Annotated in this window: 20 protein-coding genes; 5 read left to right on the top strand and 15 right to left on the bottom strand. The window is 62.3% G+C overall.

Translation table 11 applies throughout. The annotated features are described in order from the left end of the window. Positions 1-162: 162 nt before the first annotated feature. The 10 genes from J2805_RS18970 to J2805_RS18925 all read right to left on the bottom strand — a co-directional run bounded on the left by J2805_RS18970 (position 163) and on the right by J2805_RS18925 (position 11468). Positions 163-735, bottom strand: a complete 573-nt coding sequence (locus J2805_RS18970) for a DUF4913 domain-containing protein (protein WP_309979022.1) — start codon at positions 733-735, stop codon at positions 163-165. Continuing rightward, positions 732-2450 (bottom strand): type IV secretory system conjugative DNA transfer family protein, encoded by a 1719-nt coding sequence (locus tag J2805_RS18965; RefSeq protein ID WP_309979020.1) that lies wholly within the window; start codon positions 2448-2450, stop codon positions 732-734. The genes J2805_RS18970 and J2805_RS18965 overlap by 4 nt, the downstream gene beginning before the upstream one ends. Next, the gene (locus J2805_RS18960; protein WP_309979018.1) at positions 2447-4069 is read right to left on the bottom strand and encodes an ATP/GTP-binding protein; all 1623 of its coding nucleotides are present in this window, start codon (positions 4067-4069) and stop codon (positions 2447-2449) included. Before J2805_RS18960 ends, J2805_RS18965 begins: the two co-directional genes overlap by 4 nt. Beyond that, positions 4066-5628, bottom strand: coding sequence for a hypothetical protein (locus J2805_RS18955; RefSeq protein ID WP_309979016.1), 1563 nt, complete (start codon positions 5626-5628; stop codon positions 4066-4068). Before J2805_RS18955 ends, J2805_RS18960 begins: the two co-directional genes overlap by 4 nt. Positions 5629-5655: 27 nt before the next feature. Beyond that, positions 5656-7407 carry a hypothetical protein gene (locus J2805_RS18950; protein ID WP_309979014.1) on the bottom strand — a complete coding sequence of 584 codons (1752 nt, stop codon included), beginning with the start codon at positions 7405-7407 and terminating at the stop codon, positions 5656-5658. Positions 7408-7495: 88 nt separating this feature from the next. After that, positions 7496-8275 (bottom strand): hypothetical protein, encoded by a 780-nt coding sequence (locus J2805_RS18945; protein WP_309979012.1) that lies wholly within the window; start codon positions 8273-8275, stop codon positions 7496-7498. Positions 8276-8278: 3 nt separating this feature from the next. Next, entirely contained in the window at positions 8279-8623 is a 345-nt protein-coding gene (locus tag J2805_RS18940) for a hypothetical protein (RefSeq protein ID WP_309979010.1), read from the bottom strand. A gap of 10 nt (positions 8624-8633) precedes the next feature. Then, on the bottom strand, positions 8634-9821 hold the full coding sequence (locus J2805_RS18935; RefSeq protein ID WP_309979008.1) for a MinD/ParA family ATP-binding protein: 1188 nt from the start codon (positions 9819-9821) through the stop codon (positions 8634-8636). Between the two features lie 40 nt (positions 9822-9861). After that, complete coding sequence (locus tag J2805_RS18930; RefSeq protein ID WP_309979005.1) at positions 9862-10395, bottom strand: hypothetical protein; 534 nt, start codon at positions 10393-10395, stop codon at positions 9862-9864. Further along, the gene (locus J2805_RS18925) at positions 10395-11468 is read right to left on the bottom strand and encodes a M23 family metallopeptidase (RefSeq protein ID WP_309979003.1); all 1074 of its coding nucleotides are present in this window, start codon (positions 11466-11468) and stop codon (positions 10395-10397) included. The genes J2805_RS18930 and J2805_RS18925 overlap by 1 nt, the downstream gene beginning before the upstream one ends. Positions 11469-11763: 295 nt before the next feature. Here J2805_RS18925 and J2805_RS18920 point away from each other — a divergent pair, with 295 nt between their 5' ends. Continuing rightward, the gene (locus J2805_RS18920; RefSeq protein WP_309979001.1) at positions 11764-12099 is read left to right on the top strand and encodes a winged helix-turn-helix domain-containing protein; all 336 of its coding nucleotides are present in this window, start codon (positions 11764-11766) and stop codon (positions 12097-12099) included. A 266-nt stretch (positions 12100-12365) separates the two neighbouring features. Continuing rightward, the gene (locus J2805_RS18915; protein WP_309978998.1) at positions 12366-13436 is read left to right on the top strand and encodes an alpha/beta hydrolase family protein; all 1071 of its coding nucleotides are present in this window, start codon (positions 12366-12368) and stop codon (positions 13434-13436) included. Between the two features lie 2 nt (positions 13437-13438). Here J2805_RS18915 and J2805_RS18910 read toward each other — a convergent pair whose 3' ends face one another. The 3 genes from J2805_RS18910 to J2805_RS18900 all read right to left on the bottom strand — a co-directional run bounded on the left by J2805_RS18910 (position 13439) and on the right by J2805_RS18900 (position 15318). Continuing rightward, on the bottom strand, positions 13439-14290 hold the full coding sequence (locus tag J2805_RS18910) for a hypothetical protein (protein WP_309978996.1): 852 nt from the start codon (positions 14288-14290) through the stop codon (positions 13439-13441). Between the two features lie 63 nt (positions 14291-14353). After that, the gene (locus tag J2805_RS18905; RefSeq protein ID WP_309978994.1) at positions 14354-14800 is read right to left on the bottom strand and encodes a hypothetical protein; all 447 of its coding nucleotides are present in this window, start codon (positions 14798-14800) and stop codon (positions 14354-14356) included. Then, complete coding sequence (locus J2805_RS18900) at positions 14797-15318, bottom strand: hypothetical protein (protein WP_309978992.1); 522 nt, start codon at positions 15316-15318, stop codon at positions 14797-14799. The genes J2805_RS18905 and J2805_RS18900 overlap by 4 nt, the downstream gene beginning before the upstream one ends. 665 nt (positions 15319-15983) lie before the next feature. Here J2805_RS18900 and J2805_RS18895 point away from each other — a divergent pair. Both J2805_RS18895 and J2805_RS18890 read left to right on the top strand, forming a co-directional pair. Continuing rightward, a complete protein-coding gene (locus tag J2805_RS18895; protein WP_011689691.1) occupies positions 15984-16217 on the top strand; it encodes a hypothetical protein in 234 nt (77 codons plus the stop codon). Positions 16218-16410: 193 nt separating this feature from the next. Further along, positions 16411-18261 carry a MarR family transcriptional regulator gene (locus J2805_RS18890; RefSeq protein ID WP_396134422.1) on the top strand — a complete coding sequence of 617 codons (1851 nt, stop codon included), beginning with the start codon at positions 16411-16413 and terminating at the stop codon, positions 18259-18261. 137 nt (positions 18262-18398) lie between these two features. On the opposite strand, the gene J2805_RS18885 is transcribed toward J2805_RS18890, so the two are convergent. Together J2805_RS18885 and J2805_RS18880 are read right to left on the bottom strand one after the other, a co-directional pair. Then, the gene (locus tag J2805_RS18885) at positions 18399-19097 is read right to left on the bottom strand and encodes a hypothetical protein (protein WP_309978985.1); all 699 of its coding nucleotides are present in this window, start codon (positions 19095-19097) and stop codon (positions 18399-18401) included. Beyond that, a complete protein-coding gene (locus J2805_RS18880; protein WP_309978983.1) occupies positions 19094-20035 on the bottom strand; it encodes a ParA family protein in 942 nt (313 codons plus the stop codon). The genes J2805_RS18885 and J2805_RS18880 overlap by 4 nt, the downstream gene beginning before the upstream one ends. Positions 20036-21165: 1130 nt before the next feature. Here J2805_RS18880 and J2805_RS18875 point away from each other — a divergent pair. Continuing rightward, a complete protein-coding gene (locus J2805_RS18875) occupies positions 21166-21774 on the top strand; it encodes a recombinase family protein (protein WP_309978981.1) in 609 nt (202 codons plus the stop codon). Positions 21775-21786 lie beyond the last annotated feature (12 nt).

Genomic DNA, 21786 nt, shown 5'->3' with positions numbered 1-21786 from the left:
TAGCGTTCGAAGCCGCGGCGTTCCAGGGACTAGCCCTTGCTGTCTCTGCTTGGTCGTCTTCGATGTCCTGGCCAGTGATGGTTTCTGTGCGACGGCTGCCGTCGCCGGGGTTCCTTGGTGTTTGTCTGCAAGGAGGCGTGATTGACGGACGCTCTCCGGACCTCACAACGAGGTTACGTGGTATCCGGGTGGGGCGGGGCCAGCCTTGGCTCCCAACTCGGCCAGGAAATCCGTGAATTGGGGATCTGTGGAGTCCCTGAACGATGGCCGGGGATCGGCGTGTTCGGTGTGGCAGTTGCTCAGTCCCCAGGTTTCGGACCGTATGCGTTTCATCATGGGCCAGAACGTGCCGTCGTGCCACGACGCGGCATCAATGGTGGGGTCTTTGTGGCCGTAGTAGGCGGCCTTCCAGGCGACCCACGCGGCGGTGAGTTCTTCAACGACTGCGCTGTGCCGGTACCAGCAGCCGTAGATCCGGAAGCTGTCAGTAACGCCATAGCGTTCGTTGATCCAGGTGACCCATTCGTTGAGGGCATCCATGAGCTGCACGGACTGTTCGCCGTCGAGTTCCTGCCAGTTCCACGGCGCTGGCGTGGCCGCGGGCGGCGACGCCAGGAGGTTCTTCACCGCGGCCGCCATGGAGTCAATCGATTCGCTGAGGTCCACCAGCCGTTCGTCGTGCTCGATCAACACCTCTTCGATGCCGGCCAGCCCGGATTTCTGGTCCTCGCTCATGCGATTGCTTCCTCCGTGCTGCGGCGGGCGGCAGCTTTGTCTTTGAGCTGCTGGGCCGCTGCTTTGTCTTCGGTGATCTGCGCGGAATCAGGGCGTTCCCACCATGGTGTGAGCGTTACCCTGGCCGGTGCGACGTTGCTGTAATGCATGAATGCTTCCCCCACCGGCAGTTGCTGAATCTCGCTGCCGCGGATCACGGGCCGTTCTTCGTCGCTGATCGTGCGGGATGACCCGTTCCGTCCCTGGGAGGTGGAAACCCGCTGCTTGCGGGTGGTCCCGGCTGCGCGGGCGATCTTGTCGAGTTCATCGAGTTCTTCCAGGCCCGGCAGGAACAGCCGGATGGAGGAGGTGCCGCGGATCGCCGTGGCAGCCTCGGAGCCCCACCGTTGGCGGTTCTGCGCGAATGACTGGCTGAACCCGATGATGCGGATCCCGCGGCCGCCGGAGTCCGAGAGTGCGCCGGCCATGTCCGGGATCGCGGCAACGTTCGGCGCTTCATCCAGGACCATCGTCAGCACCGGCCATAGCCGGCCCCCGGGCAGGTTCTGTGAAATGCGCTGGCCTTTGCGGAACATGAAGTCGGCGAACATGGCCACCAGCGGTGCTACCGGCGACCGCTCACCGTCGGTAAGCAGGTACATGGTGTTCGGTCTGTCCAGGAACTTCTCCATATCGAACCCCTCGCCCTTATCCGGGCTCAGAATGTGCATCGCCTTGGGCGAGGACAGCGGTTCGAGCAGCCCAGCCAGTGTCTCCTGAATGGAGTCAACCGTTTCCCCTGCCCGGGATTCCGTCAGCGCCCGCAGCCGCGTGGTGAAGGCCGCCGGGGCCTTGTGCTGGGTGAGAATGTCCAGCGGTTCGGCATTCGAGAAATCGTTCGTCCACTTCACCACGTCCTCGATGCCTTTCCCGCCCAGGGCTGCGGCGTGCAGGAACCGGCCGAGGATGGCTGCTGCCTTGGAGTTGAAGAAGTCGCCGTTTTTCACGTCCCCCATGGGCTGGGCACCGGCCCAGGCCTTCCCGCGCGCCAGGGCTTCGTCCGGATCTTCGCAACCGTCGATGACGTTCCACCGGACTTTGTTGTCCCAGCCTGAAATGTCCTGAAGGTCAAACACGGACACTTCCCCTTTGCGCTGCCGGGCTACGGCCGTGAGCATCAGCAGGTCATTCTTCGTGGACGTGGCGATCACAGCACCGGGTGCGTCGAGGACGATACCGACTGCCAGGAAGAGTGTTTTGCCGGAGCGCTGCGGGGCGAACACCCACATGGAATCCTCATGCTGAACGTAGAGGGTCTGACCGTCGAGCTTGCACAGCGCCACAATCATTTCGTCCTCGGTGGCCTCTGCGGGCAGCTCCAGGGATTGCCTGGCCTTGGCCAAGGCAGCCTTCTTGCCCATCCGCTTTTCCAGGTCCCTGTAGCGGGGCAGCCCGTCGTCACGGGTCGTCGTGGACCCGAACAGTGCGCTGAGAATCCCGGCACCAACAATGGCCAGCACGGACAGGACAATCAGGATCCACGTGGACGCGCCCGGCCAGACGAACTGACCGGCCTTGATCCTGGCCCAGAGAGCGGCGACGTCCGTCCACGGCATCCCCGTAGGCGTCAGCATCTCGCCAAGGAACGCCGATACCCAGGCCAGGGCCGCCAGCACCACGACGATCACGGCCAAGCCGATTTTCATGACGGTATCTGTCGAGGTCTTGCTGCTCATGCCGGTACCTCCATACCGGTCAGTTCTTCGTTAACGGCGATGGTGCTGGCGGATTTCATGGCACTGTCGGTGTCGGTCAGTTCAATTTCGAGCGGGCTGCGGATATGGATGGCTTCGAACGGGTCATGGCTGCCGATCTTGAACAGGCAGGTGCCCTTGACCAGCCGGGAGATGACGTCGGCGGATCCCGGCGGCAGGTTGAACATCTGCTCACAGGCCAGGGCGTCCGCGGTCTTCTGCTGTTTGTACAGCAGGACGGTTCCGCATTCCTTGAGCATGGCGATGGCCGGACTGTCTTCGGGAATGTCGGAGATGTGGTGGAACGCGAACTGGCACGAGAGGGACAGTGCACGGGAGAGCTTGGTGTTGCGCCGGGTCACGGTGGCCACCGAGCCCTGCACGGTGTGCCAGGCTTCCTCGATCAACAGGGTTGTCGGGACCGGTGTGCTCTGCCGGTACAGGGTGTTCGCGAGCCAGGTGTTGATGATCGTCATGACGATCGGCAGCGCCGGGCCGTCCTCCGGCAGCAGGGAGACGTCAAAGACGGTCAGGCCGCTGTTGAGCCGGATGTTCTCGCTGGTGGGTCCGTCGATGAGGCCGGCCAGGTCGTCCTCGATCATGCGTTCGAGTTCAAAGGCCGGGTCCTGGCCCCACTCGCGCAGCTCGTCCACGGTCAGCCCGGCCGCTTCCGCGACCTCCGGGGCCGGGGCGTAGAGGGCTTTGAGGATGTGCCCGATGTGCGCGATTTCCCCGGCAGCTTTGGCGTCGGCCAGGGCCTGGCGGTGGGCGACGCGGACGGCCTTGCCTTCCTTGGGGCTCATGGGCCGGCGGAGGGCTTCTTCCATGACGGCGCGGACGAGCATGGACTGACCGGCAGGGGTGGAAATCTCACCGTCGCCTGCTTCTTCATTCAGGCGGGCAGCGATGTCCGGATCCAGGATGTTGATCCGGGATCCGCCGCCGCCGATGCGGAACCGCACGGGGGCCACTTCAAGCTTTCGGGCCAGCGGCGTGTACTCGCCGCCGCCGATGTCGGTCTGGTACTTCTTATCGATCACGACGACGCGGCGGCCCAGAATGAGCTGGCGCAGTACGCCCCAGGTCTTCATGGCCGAGGACTTGGCCTGCCCGAGGTCACCGATGTAGCACACGTTCGGGGACTCAATGGTGTCCCCGTAGGCGGTGAAGGGATCATGCACGATCATCCACCCGGACCCCGCATCCACCCCGAACACCAGCCCGCGGTGGGACGTCGGAGGGGACGCGATGGCCATGTGCGAGAATTCCATTTGCCGTGTGGAGGACTCCACACCAGGTGCGGCCGGGTCATAGAACCCGAGCCGGGAGGCGAACTTCCACTTACGCTCGTGGTGCCAGCGCGTCGCGGCGTTGGCTTTCGATTCCGCCTGCTCCCGTCGTTGGGCTTCCTTCTTTTCCGCCTTTTTCGCGGCGGAGAAGGACACCGGACGGTTGCGGTCCAGGCCATCGGCCGTGGTCTGCGCCGCTGCAGCGTCCAAGGTCAACTGTTCGGCCCGTGCCTGGGTCCGGAGTGTCCGGCGGGATTTGCGGGCCACGGCCCACGGCAGGCTGAACCGCTTGACGTTGTTCGTGGTGGTCATCGGATTCCCCTTGTGAACGGCATGGTGGTGATCAGGGCAAGGTCGTTGCGGTGGTCCATCCAGTCAATGAACTCGATACCGGCATCGGAAGCGGCGGCCTCAACGATGTCGGTGGTGGACAGGATCTCGTCCTCGTTCTCCACGGCGAACGAGATGTACAGCGCGTAGGCGGCGCCGTGGTGCCCGGATCCGGGCTTCAGGTCCAGGAGGCGCTGGTGGGAGGCGTCCAGCAGGACATCGTCCGAACCGTCGGTCACGACACCGGACTTATCAATGGCCTTCTTCTTCGCCCGGTCCATCGCCGCGTCGGTACGGGCCTTGGAGCGGGCACTGCGGGCATCCTCAAGCTCCATGACCATGGACACCGAATGCACCACGGCCGGCTGGATGCCGCTGATCACCGCTTCCAGCGCTTCGACCGGGATGGCCTGGGGGCTGAACGCCGACGCCGGCACGTACCCGGTACGGATGCGCCAGTGGTTGTTGACGACCAGAGCCAGCGGAGAGGCCCCGCCATCAAGGTGCTGCCAGCAGTCCATCAGGTCCGCGCCCTCATAGTCGTCAATGTCGAAATCGGGGTCCTGCAGGTGGCGCAGCAGCGCAGCCATCGCCCGGGCACCGAGGGGGCGGAAGTCCAGGATCGAACCCATCATCGTGGCCTGGGACATGGCCGAGCGGACTTCCTGATAGATCGCCTGGCCGATTCCCTCATCCCCGCCACCGAGGGCGTCAGCACGGCGGAACAGAGCCCCGGAGCTGGGGATCCGGAACGTCTCATAGGTCCGATGCTGCTCGGACCGTGACCGCACCGTTTCGCAAAGCGCCCCGTAGGACTCCAGCAGAATGTGGGGCACGTTCCTGGCTACCCGCTTCTTCACCCACAGCAGGTGATCGGCTGAGTCCATCGGCACGGCCCGGGCCAGAGATTGCACATGCGTCACCAGGGACTGGCGGCGGGCCAGCCGGGCAAGGTACTGGCCGCGGGCCACATGCCCGGATTCCTTCCGGTGCTCCTCCCGGATTGCCGAGGACGAGCCGAGGATTTCCATGGTGACCGTGTAGTAAGCCTTTTGGATCTTGCCCTGATGGCGGAAGACCACCATCGGCCCTTCCGGAGTGTTCACCGTGAAATGGCGCACGGTGCCCACCATCAGCGGCGCATTGTCCTTGTGGCTGACCGGGATCTCGATCATGCCCTTCCCGTCCGCCCGGTGCCTGTCCTTCTTTCCGGCCTTGACCATCCGGGTCTGGGGCCGGGCCTTGACCGGGACGAAAGCCAGAGACTCGTTCTGGCGCCGCAGCTTCTTGTGTTGTGCCTCTACGAAAAGAGCACCCAGGGAACGGTGTCCGGAGAACTTGTTGGGCGTGGTCAGGATGACCCCGGCCAGGACCAGGACGGCGGCGATGACCAGGCTGACAACCTGGCTGCCGCCGGCCATAACCACCAACAGCGCCGTACCGACGGCCGCGGACAGGCCGATCCATTCCGGGGCTGTCCGGTTTCCACCGAACAGGCCACGGCGCTGGACCTCGCCGCCGACAACAACCATTCTTCCCATGACTACTACTCCCTGCCTGTACTGCTCTTACCGGCCACTGATGTGGTCGGTATCCGGTGCCATCGAGTGCGCGGCGCGCTGACCCCGGATCGAGGCCTGACGCGCGGTTTCCCGGCCCGCCAGCAGGAACGCCGTCGCGCCCCCGGCGGCGATCTTGACCGAGCCCCGCCCAACCGATGCCGCGCCGGTCCGCACGGCCTGAGCCGCTTTGCCACCGCCGGTCCCTGCACGGTCGGCCTTCTGCAGCTCACCTACCGTCCGGGTCTCCTGCGGAGCCTTGGGCTCCTGGGCGTTGGCGAGCCGGCCTGCTGCACTCCGCCGGCCCTGTGTCCCAAGGCCTGCTGGGCCCTGATCCCCACCCGCCAGGCTCGATGTTCCCTGCATCGTGTTTTGCGGGGCCATGCTGCCGCCCTGACCGGTACTGCCGGTGCGTGAGGTCCCGGACTGGATCTGGGCGGTCCTGCGCTGCCTGATGGCAGCAGAGAGACCCGTCCCGGCACCAGCGACCATCGCTGCCCCGGCAATGGACTGCCGGTTGGCGCCCAGGCCGGTGGAGGAGGACGGCAGGATCGGCACGTACTTGAACAGCAGCGAGGGGGCGAACGCCAGGACGAGCATTCCCGCACCTGCGATGAACACCGATGAGGCGTTCACCATGCCGTCGTCAACGCCTTCGCCGCTGAACGCCGGGCGGGAGGCGATGAAGCTGAACACCGCGCCCATCATCAGCAGCAGCAACGGCTTGGAGAGGGCAATGCCGAGCCACAGGGCACCGGTCTTGCCCACGCGCTCCCGGTATTTGGGATGGATCATGAAACCGATCATGAGAGCCAGACCGAGACCCAGCAGGTACAAGGCCAGCGGCTGCAACGCCAGCAGACCCAGAAGTGCCCACGCAGCAACGAACAACAGACCGAACAGGACCACGGCCGCTAAAGGCCCGAACGCGCCGCTGGACTCATACGAGGCGAACCGGGAAATCGCCACCCCGAAATCCGTTACCCGGCTGGAGGTCCAGAAAGCGACGGACTCAGTGATACCGGTAAGCCACCCGTTCACCACATATGCCAGAGCAGGGCCGAACAAAACCAGGATCATCGACACAGGCCCGTACCAAAGCAACGACTGCCGGGCCGAGTCCAGATCAATCTCCTCGTCCGATACGTCCTTCCAGAGCTTGAAATACATCAGCCCCATGATCAGGATCCCGATACCCGAGAACGCCCCCCAGGTAGTCCGGAATGAATCGTCAATCTCGAACGCGGAGACCTTCAGCAGGTCGTTCAGGACCTCGTTCGTGGCTTTCACGCCTTCGTCCTTGACAGTGTTGGCGAACTTTTCAAACCCGTCTTTCGCGTTGGCGATGAAAGCCACCGTGTCCACAGTGCCCAACACCACCTGACCACCAGGTGTCACCGCCAAAGCCGTACGAAGCACCGCCCCAGCAATCGGAACGAAGTCGTTCCATGCAGCTCCCTGAGCGCACCACGTGCTGGCCGTCGCAGGTGCACCAGCGCCGGACAGACCTGCGCAGAACGGCACGGTGTTCTTGCCGTCGTAGTCCAGCGCCTTTTCGGGCGTAGTCAGGAACGAGCCGAACGCCTTGGCAGAGGTGCCTTCACAGCCGCTGCCGCCCATTGCCCCAAAAAACCACGGATCGGCGCAGACTGACTTTGCCAGCTCGTGGTTGAGCCGGTCCCGGATCTGGTTCCGCTGGGCCTCCGGCAACCCGGCGAGGCGCTTGAGCTGGTCCGCGTTCAACTTCTCCGTTGTGTTCACCTCATCGGCCGCCTGAGCGGGGCCAGCGAACGCCACACCCATGCCAAGGAACAGCGCCAAAAAGACTGCGACGAGGCGGATCGTCCTGCTAGCGCTTAGCGTTTGCATACTCAACCCACCCCTCCCGGCTCTTGTCCTTGAAGAAGGCGGTGACCAGTTCATCCCGCAGGACCGGCGTGGTCTCACTTTCCATGTTGGTGCCCAGGCTCATCGGACCGCTGTCCTTGACCCGGCCACCGAAGTCCTCCTTGTCCGCGAGAATTGCGGCGTCGGAGACCTTCCAGTCACCGTCCCAGGCCAGCTCAAACGTGACCGTCTGAAAGACGCCGTTCGGAGCCTTGTTGACCCGGGCGGAAAGGGCTCCCGAGAACACCTGGACGACGGCCTTCTTCTTCTCTTCGCAGTTGGCAAGCCGGTACAAACCGCCAGCAGCTACGTCCGCGCGGGAGTACCACCCGCCATCAAAGGATCCGGGGACCTGGCTTTTCGCCTCGGCGAGCACGTTGTTTGCAAAAGTAGTCTTCTCGAACCATGGACCCGGCCTGGATACTTCAGTGAGGGTCCTCTTCTGCTGCGCCCAGGTATCAAGCTTTAGGTCCTTGATGAGGTGTGTGTAGTTGGCGGCGGCCTGGGCTGCGGAATCGCAAGTGCCGTTGTAGCCGGTGATGGTTTTGCCGTCACTTGCTTTCTTGGTACCGCCTTCGCCGATCTTGATATCGGAGACGGGAAACCCGAACCTCCCGGACGCCTGCAGCGAGCTTGGATCCGGCTCCCTGGCCGGCGCCGGGCGGTTGATCAGAATCACCGCAACAGCGACGGCCAGGATCGCTACCCCTACCGCCGTAAGTGCTTTCCAGTGCTTCCGCATCGGCTAGGCCCCCGCTGCGCTGGTCAAGGCCAGGATGCCGCCGAGGATGACACTGGCACCGGCGACGGCGGCGAAGGCGATCCCGCTCTTCTTCGCACCCGATGCGCCTTCCTCGATGTCGTCCGAGTGTCCGCGCTGCCGGGCAAAGCCCCACTTGGCCAGGTTCCAGAGGAACGCGGCCGCCACGAGAATCAGCGCCAAAGCCCAGATGCCGCCCAGGACAAGCTGGATGGCATTCTGGAACTTCACGCCGAACACGCTGATGTCAGGGGTGACCCCGCCCAGGGGGTTCTCGGCAGCGGGGACGGCAGAACGGATAATGATTTCGCTTGCGATGGTGCTGAACATGGTCATGGTCCTATCGGTTGATGGTCTTGGTTGAAGTAGTGCGCTTGTTGTCGGCGGCCAGGAGCCCGGCGGCGATTTCGGCCGAGGCCCGTTCGAACGCACGGCGGGCGGGGTCTCCGACGAGCTGCCAGTCGATGATGGAGCCGGTATCCAGCGCCCCGTCGTAGGGAATATCGATCAGCACCCGTACCGCGGAGGCAAGGTTCTCCCGGAGTTCGGCCTGCTCGGCGGCGGAGACCTTCGCCCCTCCGCCCTGGGTGACCAGGACAACCGCATTAGCTACCAGGTCTTTGTAATGCGGGTTGCCGGTGCGCTCGGACATGGACTCGAGCTGCTCGATCATCCGCAACGCGGAGACGACCGCGTTGCGCTTCAACGTCGTCGGGATCACCAGCTGGTCCGTGACCTCGATGGAAGCAAGCCAGTTGGCTGACCGGGTGTTGTTGCCGGTGTCCACGATGATGGTGTCGTAGAAGCGGCTGACGACCGTGTGGATGCGGTTGAACTCGTCGGCCCCGATGGATTTCATCCGGTCCGCATCCTCGTCCGCGACCAGGACGGAGAACTGGTTGTTGCCCTGATGGCGGGTGTAGTAAGACAGTTCACCCTTGCGGGCGGTGACCGTCTCAAAGGACTCCAGGACGTTCAACAGATCCCATACGGTCCGGGTGGAGTCGTTCGCATTGGTCCGGACGCCTGCGGTGCCCATCATCTCGTTGTTGTCCCACACCAGCGCCTGCTGGCCCGAGTGGATACCGAACGTCGATCCCAGGCCAACGCTGCACATCGTCTTGCCCACCCCGCCCAGGGGCTGGGCGACCATAATCTGCATCGGTCGCGAGTACACACGCTGGATCGCGGACAGGTCCGCCCGACGGGCCAACTCGGCCGCGCCGACCTTGGGGCTGATCAGGCCGAAGCTCACGACCCGCAGGAACGCCTGCCAGCCGGTGGCCGGTGGTAGCTGGTCGTTCACGTTCTCCTTACGCAGCACTGCTGCGCTGCGGCGGCCGCTGACCAGCGGCGCTTCGCGGTGATCCACCACCGTCTCAGGCTTCGACTCGGCTGCTGCCGGTTCGGCGTCCGGGACGGCGTGGATGATGATTGCCGGATCCGTTGCCGTTGCTTCGGGTTCGGTGTCGGTAAGACTTATGGTCGCGCGGCTCTTCCGTTCGCTGCCCTGCCAGTTCGTGCTCATCGGAGTGTTCCTCTCGCTCGTTTCAGGTTCGGTCGTTGGTTTATGAAGTCGGGTCTTGCGGGGAAATGGCCGTCACCAGCCACGGCTGCTGCTGGCCGGAACGGTGCAGGAGCATCTGCCACCTGCCCGCATCGGTGGAGAACGTTGCGGTGACCGTCAGCGGGTTGCCGGCGTCCCTGCTGATCGCCGGACCGTCCGTGACTTTCCGGATCGGAACACGGGCCGGGTCGATGTACTTCGCATCGTCGGCGTACTCAGGTGCGAGGTGCGGGGCCAGATCGGCGAACCAGGTCGTCTCCGGAACATCGGGGCGGGCGAACAGTCCCATGACCTTGGCAGCGGTGTCCTTCACCGCTTTCTCCGCTGCCGGGTCCCACGTCACTTCAGGGATTCCGTAGTGTTCATCCGCGCCGTGCTCGTGCCCGTCCTCGGCGTGGTGACTCTCCTGGCCGGCCTGTTCGGTGGTCACCGTGGGGGTGGAACCAGCTGCCGGTTCGGTGCCCGCGTTTCCGGCGCAGGCACTCAGGGAAAGCGCGGCGGCAAGTGCGGCTGTGAGGGCGATGTGCTTGCGCATCAGAGAATGCCTTTCTCTTTCAGGATCGGGGTCGGGTCGGTCGTGGGATTGATCGGGACCATGGGGTTTGGCAGGGCGCCGGCGAAGAACTCCATGTGAAGGTGGCGGCCGGTGACGTTGCCTGTTGCCCCTTCGGTGCCCAGTGGGGTTCCGGCGGCGACGGTGTCGCCTTCTTTGACCTTCACCGAGCCGGCTTCCATGTGGTACATGCCGATCGTGAGCTTGCCGTCCACGGTCTGACCGGTCACGCCGGTACCAAACAGGCCGTCGAGGTTGCGAACCTTGACGATCTTCATGTCCGTGATGGCCACGATCGTTCCCGGCCCTCCGGGGTGAACGAAGTCGATGCCGTAGTGGAAGTTCGCCAGCACTCCCCCGGCAGTGCCAGATGGGGCCGGGCGTGGACCGTAACCGCTGCTGTTGATCGCCCCTTCCATGGGCTTGACCCACTTGCCGGCCAAGTCTCCGACAACCTGGTTGCCCTCGGCCGGGCAGACGCCGGACGGGTCCACCGCAGCAGCGGACTCCCCACCCAGGGCCTTGAAGACCTCCGTGGCCTGGGCCCGGAACTTCGTGTAGTGGTTCGGGTCTGCGTTCCGCTGGGTCCGGTGGATCGCAATCGTCGGTTCGAGGGTTTCCCAGCCCTCCACTTTCTGCAGGGCCTTGAAGAAGTTAGTCGCCGAAATGGTGGGGTCCATACGGTCCGCATACGAACCCCACGCGCCGTTGGCCCGCTGCTGGAACAACCCACGTGAATCCGGCCCTGCCCCGTCACCGAAGTCAACAACGCGCAGCGTGGACTCACCGATCGCCGCTTGGATGCCGATCAGCTGCGCGGCGACGGGCAACTTGAGAGATTTGGCGGCGTTCATGATCGCCTGTGCACTCTTCGTCTGCTCGGCATCGAACCCGGCCACTCCCCCAGCCTGGGCCGGACCAGCGGCAATGCCGGCAGGTGCAGCACACGATGATGCTGCCTGCGCAGGGTCGCTGTCATCCAAAACAACAGTGACAAGGCCAACCGTCAGCAGCGCAACAATCGAGGCGCCGGTGATGGCTTTCCGGGCGGTCATCGCTTCGCCCCTATACGGCGTCTGGGGCGGGTAGGCAATGACGCGTTCATCGGCCACTGTGTGCCGAACGGCAGCATGTTCTTCAAAACCTGTCCCTCCCCCATAGGCATCGCTTCCCCGTCTACTGCCAGCTACCGACAATCAAGTCGTTGGGCTGGCCGCCAACTCTTCTCTCGTTCCAACCAAGCTGCCTGTCACATCGCCAGCAATTTGACTGTAGCTCAAAGTGCATCATTTAGCGATACACTTGCTTCTATAACTCAGGGCTATCCAAATAATCGGGCAAGATAGACGCATGCCGCGCCTCATCCAGCCCAATCACCCGCAACAGGTTGAGGCAGCCATCGAAGTTCTCGGAAACCGAGCCCACGCGGCCATCCTGCGTTACCTGCAACAGAACGGTCCGTGTACCACCGGCGAAATCCTCAAGGGAATCGTCCTGGACGGCAACAAAAAGCTGACCCGGCCCAGCCTCCAGCATCACCTGGAAGCGCTCGAAGCTACAGGCGCTGTCACGGCCGACTCCCCTGCAGGCCAACGGCACGGCAAGCGCGTGAAGTACGAGGCAAATATCGACGCCGTGGAGTTCGAGATGCTTCCCGCCTATGTCAACTACCTCCGCGGTAGATGAGCCCCGCATTCATAACAAGCTTTGTCAAAGAGCACCTTCTTGATTCACTAAGCACGTTACATGCCTGTAGTGAACATGTGCAACGCCTGTAGTGAGCATGGCTGATGCGCATATCAGGCACCGAAGGGACGTTACGATGTGTGGGTTCCGTTGTTCTGCCTTGATTGGCGCTGGAGGATGAAGACCTAATGCTGACGTCACGGCGCCTCCTGGCCTGCATGGCGTTCCTTGTGCCGGCCGCCGGGCTATCTGGGTTCGCTGTCATCATGGCCCGCAAGATCGTCAAGCGGGGCCCGAAGGACTACCGCCGGGCCGAGGTGACAGAAGACGGACGACGAATCCGGATTGATTTGGATGACTACACCAAAGCCCCGGGCGACTTCGGCGTGTTCGACCCTGCGACAGAGAAGTACATAGGAGTCGGCGAGGTCACGCTGATCAATGAGGATCAAAAGTACGTAGAGCGGCGGATTGATCCGGCCGGCTCCGCGCAGGGGCGTCTGGGGCCGATCGTCGATTGGACCCCGGATGTGTTCTTCGAGCCCTCTGCTGTCGGCGGACGCTACGAAGAGGTGGACGTCCCCACCGCCTACGGTGCGGCGCCTGCATGGCTGTTCGAGGGAAACACGGACGTATGGGTGATCCACATCCATGGCAGCTGGACGGACCGCTCAATCATGTTCCGAGATGTCCACGCTTTCAGTTCATTGGGTTTTACCTCCCTGGTTCCCACATTTCGCAGCGACGCGGAGGTCAGCCCACCACAGGCCGAATCGAGTCACCTTGGGCAAACTGAATGGCGTGATGTGGAAAGCGCTGTGACCTACGCCGTAGCTCATGGAGCCAGGCGCATCATCCTCTCCGGCTGGTCTATGGGTGGCACCATTGCCCTGCTCACAGCGGAGCGCAGCGCCCACCGGGACCGGATCGTAGGGATTGTCCTGGTAGGGCCCGTCACGAGCTGGCGTAGGACCATCACTGCAGGGGCGGCGCGGGCCGGCGTCCCGGCGATTGGTGCCGGCCTTGTCATGTGCCTGCTGCAGACTCCCCCATTCGCGAAGATGCTCGGGCTGGAGGAACCAATCGATTTCAATGCACTTGACTGGGTCGATGTACCTAACCGGGTGGAAGTCCCGACCCTGGTCCTGCAGTCCAGCGCAGATCTAGAGGTTCCCTGGGAGATCTCGGCCGCGTTCCAACGCGCGAATCCGGCCACCGTCACCCTGATTCCCCTACCGGAGGCGCATCATACCCAGGAGTGGAATGCCTCGCCTTCTACCTTCACCAACGAACTGACGAGTTGGATCAGCAAAACGATCTTGACCGAGCAAGGCTAGGTCTACGCGTCTAGCTTGGCCTCAATTTGCATGATCCTGCCCTGGACAGACTCCGGGAAGTCCATCAAGTTCACTCGCTCGTAGTTGTGCAGAACAATGAGGCTTTTGTAGACGCCATTTTCGAGCGTTTCATTGAATAGGTCCCACGCCGGACTGACTCGTGATCGATCTGCATTAACCCGCATCCTCAACGCAGTAAGCCAGAGCGCATCGATCATCCAGAGACGCAACCTCGGGAGCTGCTTCGACAGGAAAAGAATCAGCCACCCCGCCGCCGTCACCGAGAGGCCTACATAGAAAAGACGGTCAAACCAAGATCCAATCGCTCGGGCGAAGGCATGCCAGGGCGAGAAATGGAATAGCGCCACGTACGTAATGTGGCATGCAACAGCCACCGCAACTACGAACAGGCCCGCGGAGAATGTTGCGTACAGGCCCCTTGCCTTGTGCCGAAGCATGTAGATGATCCTGAGCACGGTGAACAACAGCGCGAGCATGTACGTGCCGCTGTACACGGCAGTTGCGAGCTGGTCCATGCGGGTATCAATGAAGTCCGCAGCCGTTGGGGCTTTGTCCTCAATCAGGGCGAAGCTGACAACCATGAGGGGAATGCTCAGCAACGGTGTGTAGTAGGTCCATCTGACAATGGGTACGTTCGCTAAACGCCGAACGCTGTCGTTGAAGAAGAAGATCGCCAGTAGCGCGAAGATGGCTTGAAGCAGGTTCGTCACGTTGACGCCACCGAGGTAGCGGTCGATATCCTCCAGCGGTGTAACCGTTCCCAGGACATAGAGCGCCGCGAGGCCGAACATCGATGCCACCCACGACGCCCGGGATTCCGCGACCTTGACCACCGAGGGGATCCGAAGGAGGCATAGGGCACTCAGCAGCGCAAAGAGCAATAGTTTCATGGTCTATCAGAGAAAAGGATCAGGATCGGACGAGCTGCGTGAGCGGGTCTTCTTCGACATCTCGAAAGCGAAATTCTCCACCCACCGTTCGACAGGATGATTCGGAACGGACCGGCAGGTGACACTAATTGCGTCCGCGGTTTCCCTCAGCATCTCTTCAGAGAGATCCGGCAGAGCCAGGGCAATCCGAAGGCTCTCCAAGTAGATATGTCCGAGCTCGTGATATATGCAGTGAAGTTTGTATTGCTGCGACTTCTGCGGGGGGAAATAGACGTTTATGCGATCTTCAAATTCGGCTTTGAAGGCCGTGAGCGCACCCCAGGACTCGTTGTACTCGATCAGGTTGATCGGCTTCTCGCAGATCACGGTCAAGCGTTCGACGACTTCCTTCATCGACGTCGTGCCGTTACCGCACAACTCCCGAACCTTGTCCTGAACCGGTGGGAGAGTCATTCATCCTCGCCGTTCATCGACGCATCGATGATCCTTGTGATCGTCCTCAGTGTTTCCGGCGAAGTCGCGCCCAGATTTCTCGCGGCGAAGTTCTTCACCTTGAGCTTGCGCATCTGCACCAGGAACTCCATCCGCGCTTCTACCTCGGGAGGAGTCTCACTGTTCAGATCACAGAGGTAACTGGCCGGTACGGCAAAAACGTACTCTGAGATGCCCTTCAGGAGTTCCTGGTCGGTCACCAGGCTGCCAGTGCCATTGATCAAGTATGACCACCGTGTTCGCGACAGGTGGATTCCGTGGGTCGAAAGTGCTTCTTCCACATGAGGGTAAGTGAGCGCCGTGTTGTTGTCCGACTCCCAGATATCTACCAGGATGCCCATGCGATCGGCCAGGCGCTCTTTCTTCTGTTGTTGCGTAAGGAACACGCTGCGGGCCCCATTTCCCATCGTTAAAGCTCCTTCAGCCCAGGTCAGCTGCTTTGGTGCGACCACTGCACAGAGCAGGCGGACAGCTGACACAAAATTTTACCTGATGACATTCATAGCGTATAGGCCATGAGTAACTACTGAGTTGTGCATGTGCGGAGCATGTCTGTAGGCTTTCGCTTACTTGAGTTCTTGGGGGATTCAAGTCGATGCCGCTGCCAACACGTCCTGTACATCTACAGGTCCCTGAAGCCGGGTAAGGGTGATCACGTACATGAAGGAATACCGCACGCCCAAGCTTATTGGGAAGAAGTCCCCATGAACTGCCTTGAGGTGCCAGACAGAGTGCCTTGTCACGTGGAACCAGACATGCCACAGATCGCTGGGGTCGCACCTGCCAGTGACCAACGAAGTCGCATGACAAGCTAATGCGGCCGCTGTCTTCAGTCGTGACGGTTGACCAATCGGACCGGTCCTTCTTGTCGTGGCTACCAATCGGGCGTGCGGACGTGGACGTGCCGATGCATAAGCCACTTTCGAAGCAAACGAATGCGACGCCGCCGCACGGACCCAGGGTAGGTGGGCTGCGACACGCGGAGCCGTTATCTGTAAACAAATCCCCGGATCCTTCCAAGGGCAGTGCTAATTTCGATTCAGTCGATAGCTGTAAACAGAAACGCATTATGTCGACGGCAAGCAGGATCAGCGATGAAGCAGTCACAACCTACTGGGTTGTGCGAGATTCAAAGGACATGACTATGAGCGCAGTAATCAATCGTGGAGGCGGGCGGCCGAGCAAGGGCCTCCGCAAATACATTGGCTTCCGCACGCAGGCTAAGACCGCGGAGGATGTTCAGATGATCGCTGCCGCCAAAGGCATGACCGTCACTGACTACGTTTCCTCGGCCGTCGACCGGTCCCTGCGCGAAGATCTGGCATTGCTGGATCATTTCGCGCATCAGGAGGAACTGCCGATCCGCATAGCCTCATAACAGAAGAAGGCCCGCACTAGGCGGGCCTTCGAAGCTGAAGATCCACGATCCGGGAAGCTTGCCGGCAAACAGATCGTAGATCGGATGGAAGACCTTCACAGGACTTCATTTGTGTTGCAAAACCGATCCTGCAAGATCGGTCCTTAGTCATTCCCTCGACAGGAACAGCATCATCGTACAACAGCACGCCCGTGTGCTGCCAGCCATATACGGCGCTGGCGTGTCGCACGAGCCATCCTCCACTCACAGCCCCGCTCAAGCGTGGGCTGCCTTGGCGCCTATCCTCGCAGGTCAGCCCCGAGTTCGCCTTTCCCGGGATGCAGGCAAGACATACCCGCAAAAGCACGAGCGCACTCTCAGTGAGACGCTGCCCACGCTCCCTGCGGCGGTCCGGATTTTCGGCAAAGACGGCACCTGTGCCGCGATTTTCCTCGACTTTGACTCGTCCATCGCCGGTATTGACTGGGTCGAAGCCGACGTCCGGGCAGTCCAGACGTGGCTGCACTCTGTCGGTGCCCGCTGGATCGAGGACTACTCACCCAACGGCGGCCGGCACGTATACGTCCCACTCAAGCAGCGTGTCACCTTCTCTGAAGCGCGTGATCTCGTCGAGGCGCTGGGTACCCGGTACCGGAGCCTGGACAAGACCCCGCACCAGAACCTCCTGCACGGCTGCATGCGCACACCCGGCTCACCGCACAAGCGCGGCGGCCACCAAGAACTCGCGATGAGCCTGTCCATGGCCTACGACGTTGCCCGCCGGCCCAACACGGCCAACGTCTGGGCTGCGATGACCGATGATCTGGCGGGGGAGATCGCCGCCGTCCGTGCGCTCCGCCTTGAGACCAACTTCACCCCAATGGCCGAAGCGGCACCTGCGATCAAGCATCCGGCAGGTCGGATGTCCCGCATCATGCAACTGATGGCCCAGACCGGGCTATACGACACGAACCGTTACGCCTCTGATTCGGATGCACGCCAGGCCATCATTACCGGGGCCGCGGCCGCCGGACTGGAACTCGTTGACGTCGAACGCCGCATGATGCAGGGGACCTGGCCAGGGCTCGCTTCCTTCTATGCTCGCTATGCCTCCCGTCACCGTGTCCCGGCACTGCGAAGGGATTGGATCAATGCGGTCGCCTACCTGAGCAAAAACCCGTCTACTTCGAACAGAAATAACAATGTCCGCAGATCCCCCACAAGCCAGCCAAATACACAGCCCCAAGAACTAAAGGGCTTGAAACAAAATTCGAATCCCGATGCCGAGCATCGGTTCATCCGGACGTGGCGCAACGCACTTCGAATCAGGGAGGTGAACTACACGGAATCTCGGATAGGAATGGCACGAAGAATGGTGCTGAGATCCCTTGGGGAGGCGGCCCACATGACAGCATCTCGGTTCATTGAATTCGGTGTCAGGTCCATTGCAGTGGCCACCGGGCTGGATCACACCACGGTGGCACTGCACCTGAAAGCTCTCCGGACGGAGAAAGATCCCCTCATTACACTGGTCGAAGAAGCCCGCGGGACAAAGGGCGATCTGTATATGCTCACAGTTCCCGAAGAGTTGAAGACCTCGGCCGAGGATGCCTCCTGGCAGAAAGGAAAAATCCACGCACTTCGCCCGGTATTCAGGGAATTGGGGCTGCCGGCGGCTTTCGTCTACGAGGCTCTGGAGCATTCCCCTGCGTTGCCGATCACCGACCTCGTCCGGGTCACCGGACTCTCACGGTCAGCGGTCAACGAGGCTCTGGAATTACTCGCTGCCTGGAACCTGGTGACAAGGAACGGCGGCCGGGCATGGTCGGTGGTGGCAACGACGTCGCTGAGGCAGCTCGCCGAACACTTTGGCGTCCTCGAAGCCGTCGCCGCGCAGCTGCAGCGCTACCGGATCGAGCGGATCATCTGGCGCGAATGGCTTGCCAGCAACGTCAACACCGTCGCCGAGCTCCTCTCCCCTGGTGAGGATTACCCGTGGGAAGCCTTCGAGGGTCCGCCGGATGACTGGGCCTTGGCCGACATCGCGTTCAGCAGAACCGGGTAGGTCAACCGGCGAAGGTCTGCTCTTGGGCAGCCAGTCCCCCGGCAGGACCGAATTCCTGTAGCCCACAGTGGCATGCCATAAGTTATGCCATAAGGACTATGAGAAGTGAGGCTGGATAACCTGCTCGACGCGTAGCCTCACTCCCCCGCTGCTGGCCCCGCTTGGGTGTGGAGTTTGAAGACGGCCGAGACAAGGGCGCTCCGTGACGGGGCGCCGAACTCGGTGACTTTCCCATCTAGCCAGGCAACCTGCAGCCCGTCGAGGCGCAACTGGATCTGGATGCCGGCCTCTCCCCTCTTTCGGGGTGCGCGCCGAGGCATGCCCGAGCTCCTCGGCTCCGTGTCAGCAGTGAACTCCCCGGCGATCTGCTCGTCGGTCAGAGTCTCAAAGGCATCATTGAGGAGGTCGGCATATGTGGTCCGGCCCCGGTAGACCGCATCCTTGACCTCGGCCAGTAGCTGCGGCGGTAGGTACACGCCGACGTTGCGCAGCGCCCCGGACACCGTCTCGGACGCCTTCTGTACTGCAGCGGCCTTCTTGGCTGCCGACTGTCGAGGTGCGGCCTTCGGGGCGGCGGCGGGCTCTGGCTCGTGCCGCTCCCCCACTTCCGGGGCAGCCGGCTCGACTGTAGGCGCCTGCTCCCTCTCGGGCTTGGGTGCGGCGGCGGGCGATGCCTGAATGGGCTCCCGGACGGGGGGCTCGATGGACTCGTCGGGGGTTGTTGCTATTGCTTGGGCGCCCCTCCCCCGCTTCGGAGGCAAGAGTCCCTGCAGTCCTACTCCGCGGGTGGGTGCGACGGGCGCGAACGCCCCGGCAAGGCTCTGGCGGCCGCTCATGCCTGGTTCCCGCTCTCGATCTCGTTCAATCGGGCCAGGATCTCCCCGGTCAGCTGCTCGTATTCTTCAGCCAGTCCCCCGGCGTTGCGCGAGAAGAACCCGTCAGCCGGCTTCTCCCCCGCCCGCAGTGCCTTCAGGCGCTTCTTCTGAGCGTCCGTGACGGCGCCCTCCAGCTCGTGGAACAGCAGGCCCTTGCGGCGGGCATCGGCGCTGGCGCTTTCCAGGTTTCGGATCCGGGTCTCAAAGACCGGTGCGACGGTACCTAGCATTTCCTCCAGGGTGTCGCGGACGCTGCGTTCCAGGCGAAGCGAACGCGGTCCGACACCGAAGAGGACGATGCCGGCCAGCTGCAGGTTCGGGTTGCGGTCCCGGACGGCCATGAAGCGGCGTGCGATGCGCTCCACACCGTCGATACTCGCGTCGTCGGAGCGGGTGGGTATTACGACCGCACTGGAGATGGCGAAGGCACCCTCAACAAGGATCCGCTCCCCCGGCGGCGTGTCGATCAGGATAAGGTCGTAGTCGTCCGCCAGCGGCGCCAGGACGGCATATAGCATGTCGCCGAAATCACCGGCATCGGAGCGGCTGGAACGGGAAAGCATGATGCCCTGGATGTCCTCGAGCTCCTGCCCGCCGGGGATGACATCAAGGTTCTCCCGGACGTTCCGGAGGATCATCGGCGCGGTCCCGGCGATGAGTGCCTGGAACAGTTCCCGGCCGCTCTGACGTTCATAGCCGAGGTCCCGGGCCAGGTCACCCTGTGGGTCTAGATCCACCAGTAGGACGCGGGAGCCGGCCAGCGCCACGTACCCGCCAACGTTGGCCGCAGTCGTGGTCTTCCCCACTCCCCCTTTGCCGTTCGCCAGGGCAACGACCCGGTCAATTGCCCGTGTTTCTTGGGTTTTCTGGGGTACTGGGGCTTGCAGTGATCTTGCCATCGGCCGGTGACTCTCCTACGTGGTGGGCGGCGGGTGTTCCTGCCTTCAAGGCTATGTTCTCTACCGCTTGATTGACGGCAGTGACACGCATAAGAGGCCTCACAATATGTCCTGTCGAGCGGGTCATTGGACGACAGGCCGTAGGCATCGTTGGATTTCGTGTTTGACACTGTGCTTCATGCCCAGCAGGGAGTTATGTAGGAATTCAGGTTGATTCTCTTACCGGGCCTTCTGTAAGACGTCCTATGGGACGATGGTTGGCTCTCAAGCTGGCCATGCAATTGCCCTGAAGGTGTTATTTCCCATTTGGCGTGACGTGTGTGGTAAGGCAGTACGAACCATTGAACCAATAGTGGGTATGCAAGTGGTATTTTCTACTAGCGCTCCTGCTGGTCCCTCCGTTGGATTTCCTGCCCGAATACAGGTAAGCATCACCATTGGCCGTAGGGCCGGACGAGCTATCCGACGTGCAGCGTGGCGTCTTACGTGTCTTATGGCATGGCTTATGGCATGAAAGTTCATTGAAAGAATCCAGGTGTCCGAGCCATAGCGCTTACAGGGGTTCTCGCCCGCCAGCGTGCCAGTGGGAACGCCCCATGCTATCGGCCAAGCGGCGCAGCGGCACCGCGACGGGGGAGCGTTCCCAATTAACCCGGGCGTGCCGCCTCCTTCCTGATGGGCGTCCTTGATGTCGATGGTGACCAGCGGCCAGCCCCTGGCCGTCCGGCATGACCTGCGCCTGAGGGTGACGGAATATTTCAGCAGCATCCATTGGGAGCCGCTCCATCAGGGTGAGGCGCGGGTACGACAAAAGCCGGCGAATCCAGATATCAAAGCGGGTTATGCCAATCGTGCGCGCAGGTGGAGCCACACTGAGCGCCCGGGCGATCAGGGTTGACAAGCGAGCCTGCATCACGGCGAGGCAGTTCGCGCTTGCGAAGGTTGTAGTCAATAACGACCATTTTTGACTAGTCATTTCGACTTGCCGGAATCGGTGCCGAAAAATGGCGCTTTGGCCCGGTATTTTTGATCAGAACCCGTTGCCGGTATCAACGCCGGTCTGAACGCGGGAAAGAGGGTTTTTGACGTGTTTTCGATCATGCGTCGCCCGAGGACTGAAAGGCGGCCATGTGACCCGGAATGTGATTGGCTATGCCCGCGTCAGCACGCGGGGCCAGTCCCTGGATGCGCAGGTCGACGCGCTTGTGGGCGCCGGTGCCATCAAAGTCTTCATGGAGCACGCCTCCGGTGCGACGCAGGCACGGGCGCGGTGGCAGGACTGTCTGGAACACCTGCAACCGGGCAACATCCTGGTGGTGACCGACCTGACCAGGCTCGGGCGCAGCACTGCGGACCTGTCCGATATCGTGACGGTACTCGGGCGCCGGGGGATAGGCTTCCGGTCCCTGGCGGAACCCTGGCTGGACACGACCAGCGCGCACGGGAAGCTGATCTTCGACATGTTCGCGTCTCTGGCGGAGTACGAACGCTCCCGGTTGTCCGAACGCACGAGGGCAGGTTTAGCGGCTGCGAAAGCCAAGGGACGACTCGGCGGCCGTCCGCCGTCGATGACGGCGACGAAACTTGCGGCGGCCAAAGACCTGCGGCGTCAGGGAAAGAAGCTGCAGGAGATCGCGGAGACTCTCAGCGTGAGCATGTCCACCCTCACCAGGGCCCTCGGGCCGCGAACAGGCAAGCCGGCGTCTGAGTCCCAGGCCGTCGTTCAGAACGTTGCGTAAGTCAGTTCCGCA

The sequence above is a fragment of the Arthrobacter oryzae genome (genome assembly GCF_031454875.1).
GTDB classification, from domain to species: Bacteria; Actinomycetota; Actinomycetes; order Actinomycetales; family Micrococcaceae; genus Arthrobacter; species Arthrobacter oryzae_D.
Note: the sequence above shows the minus strand (reverse complement) of the source record. Positions and strands in the feature narration are given on the sequence as shown.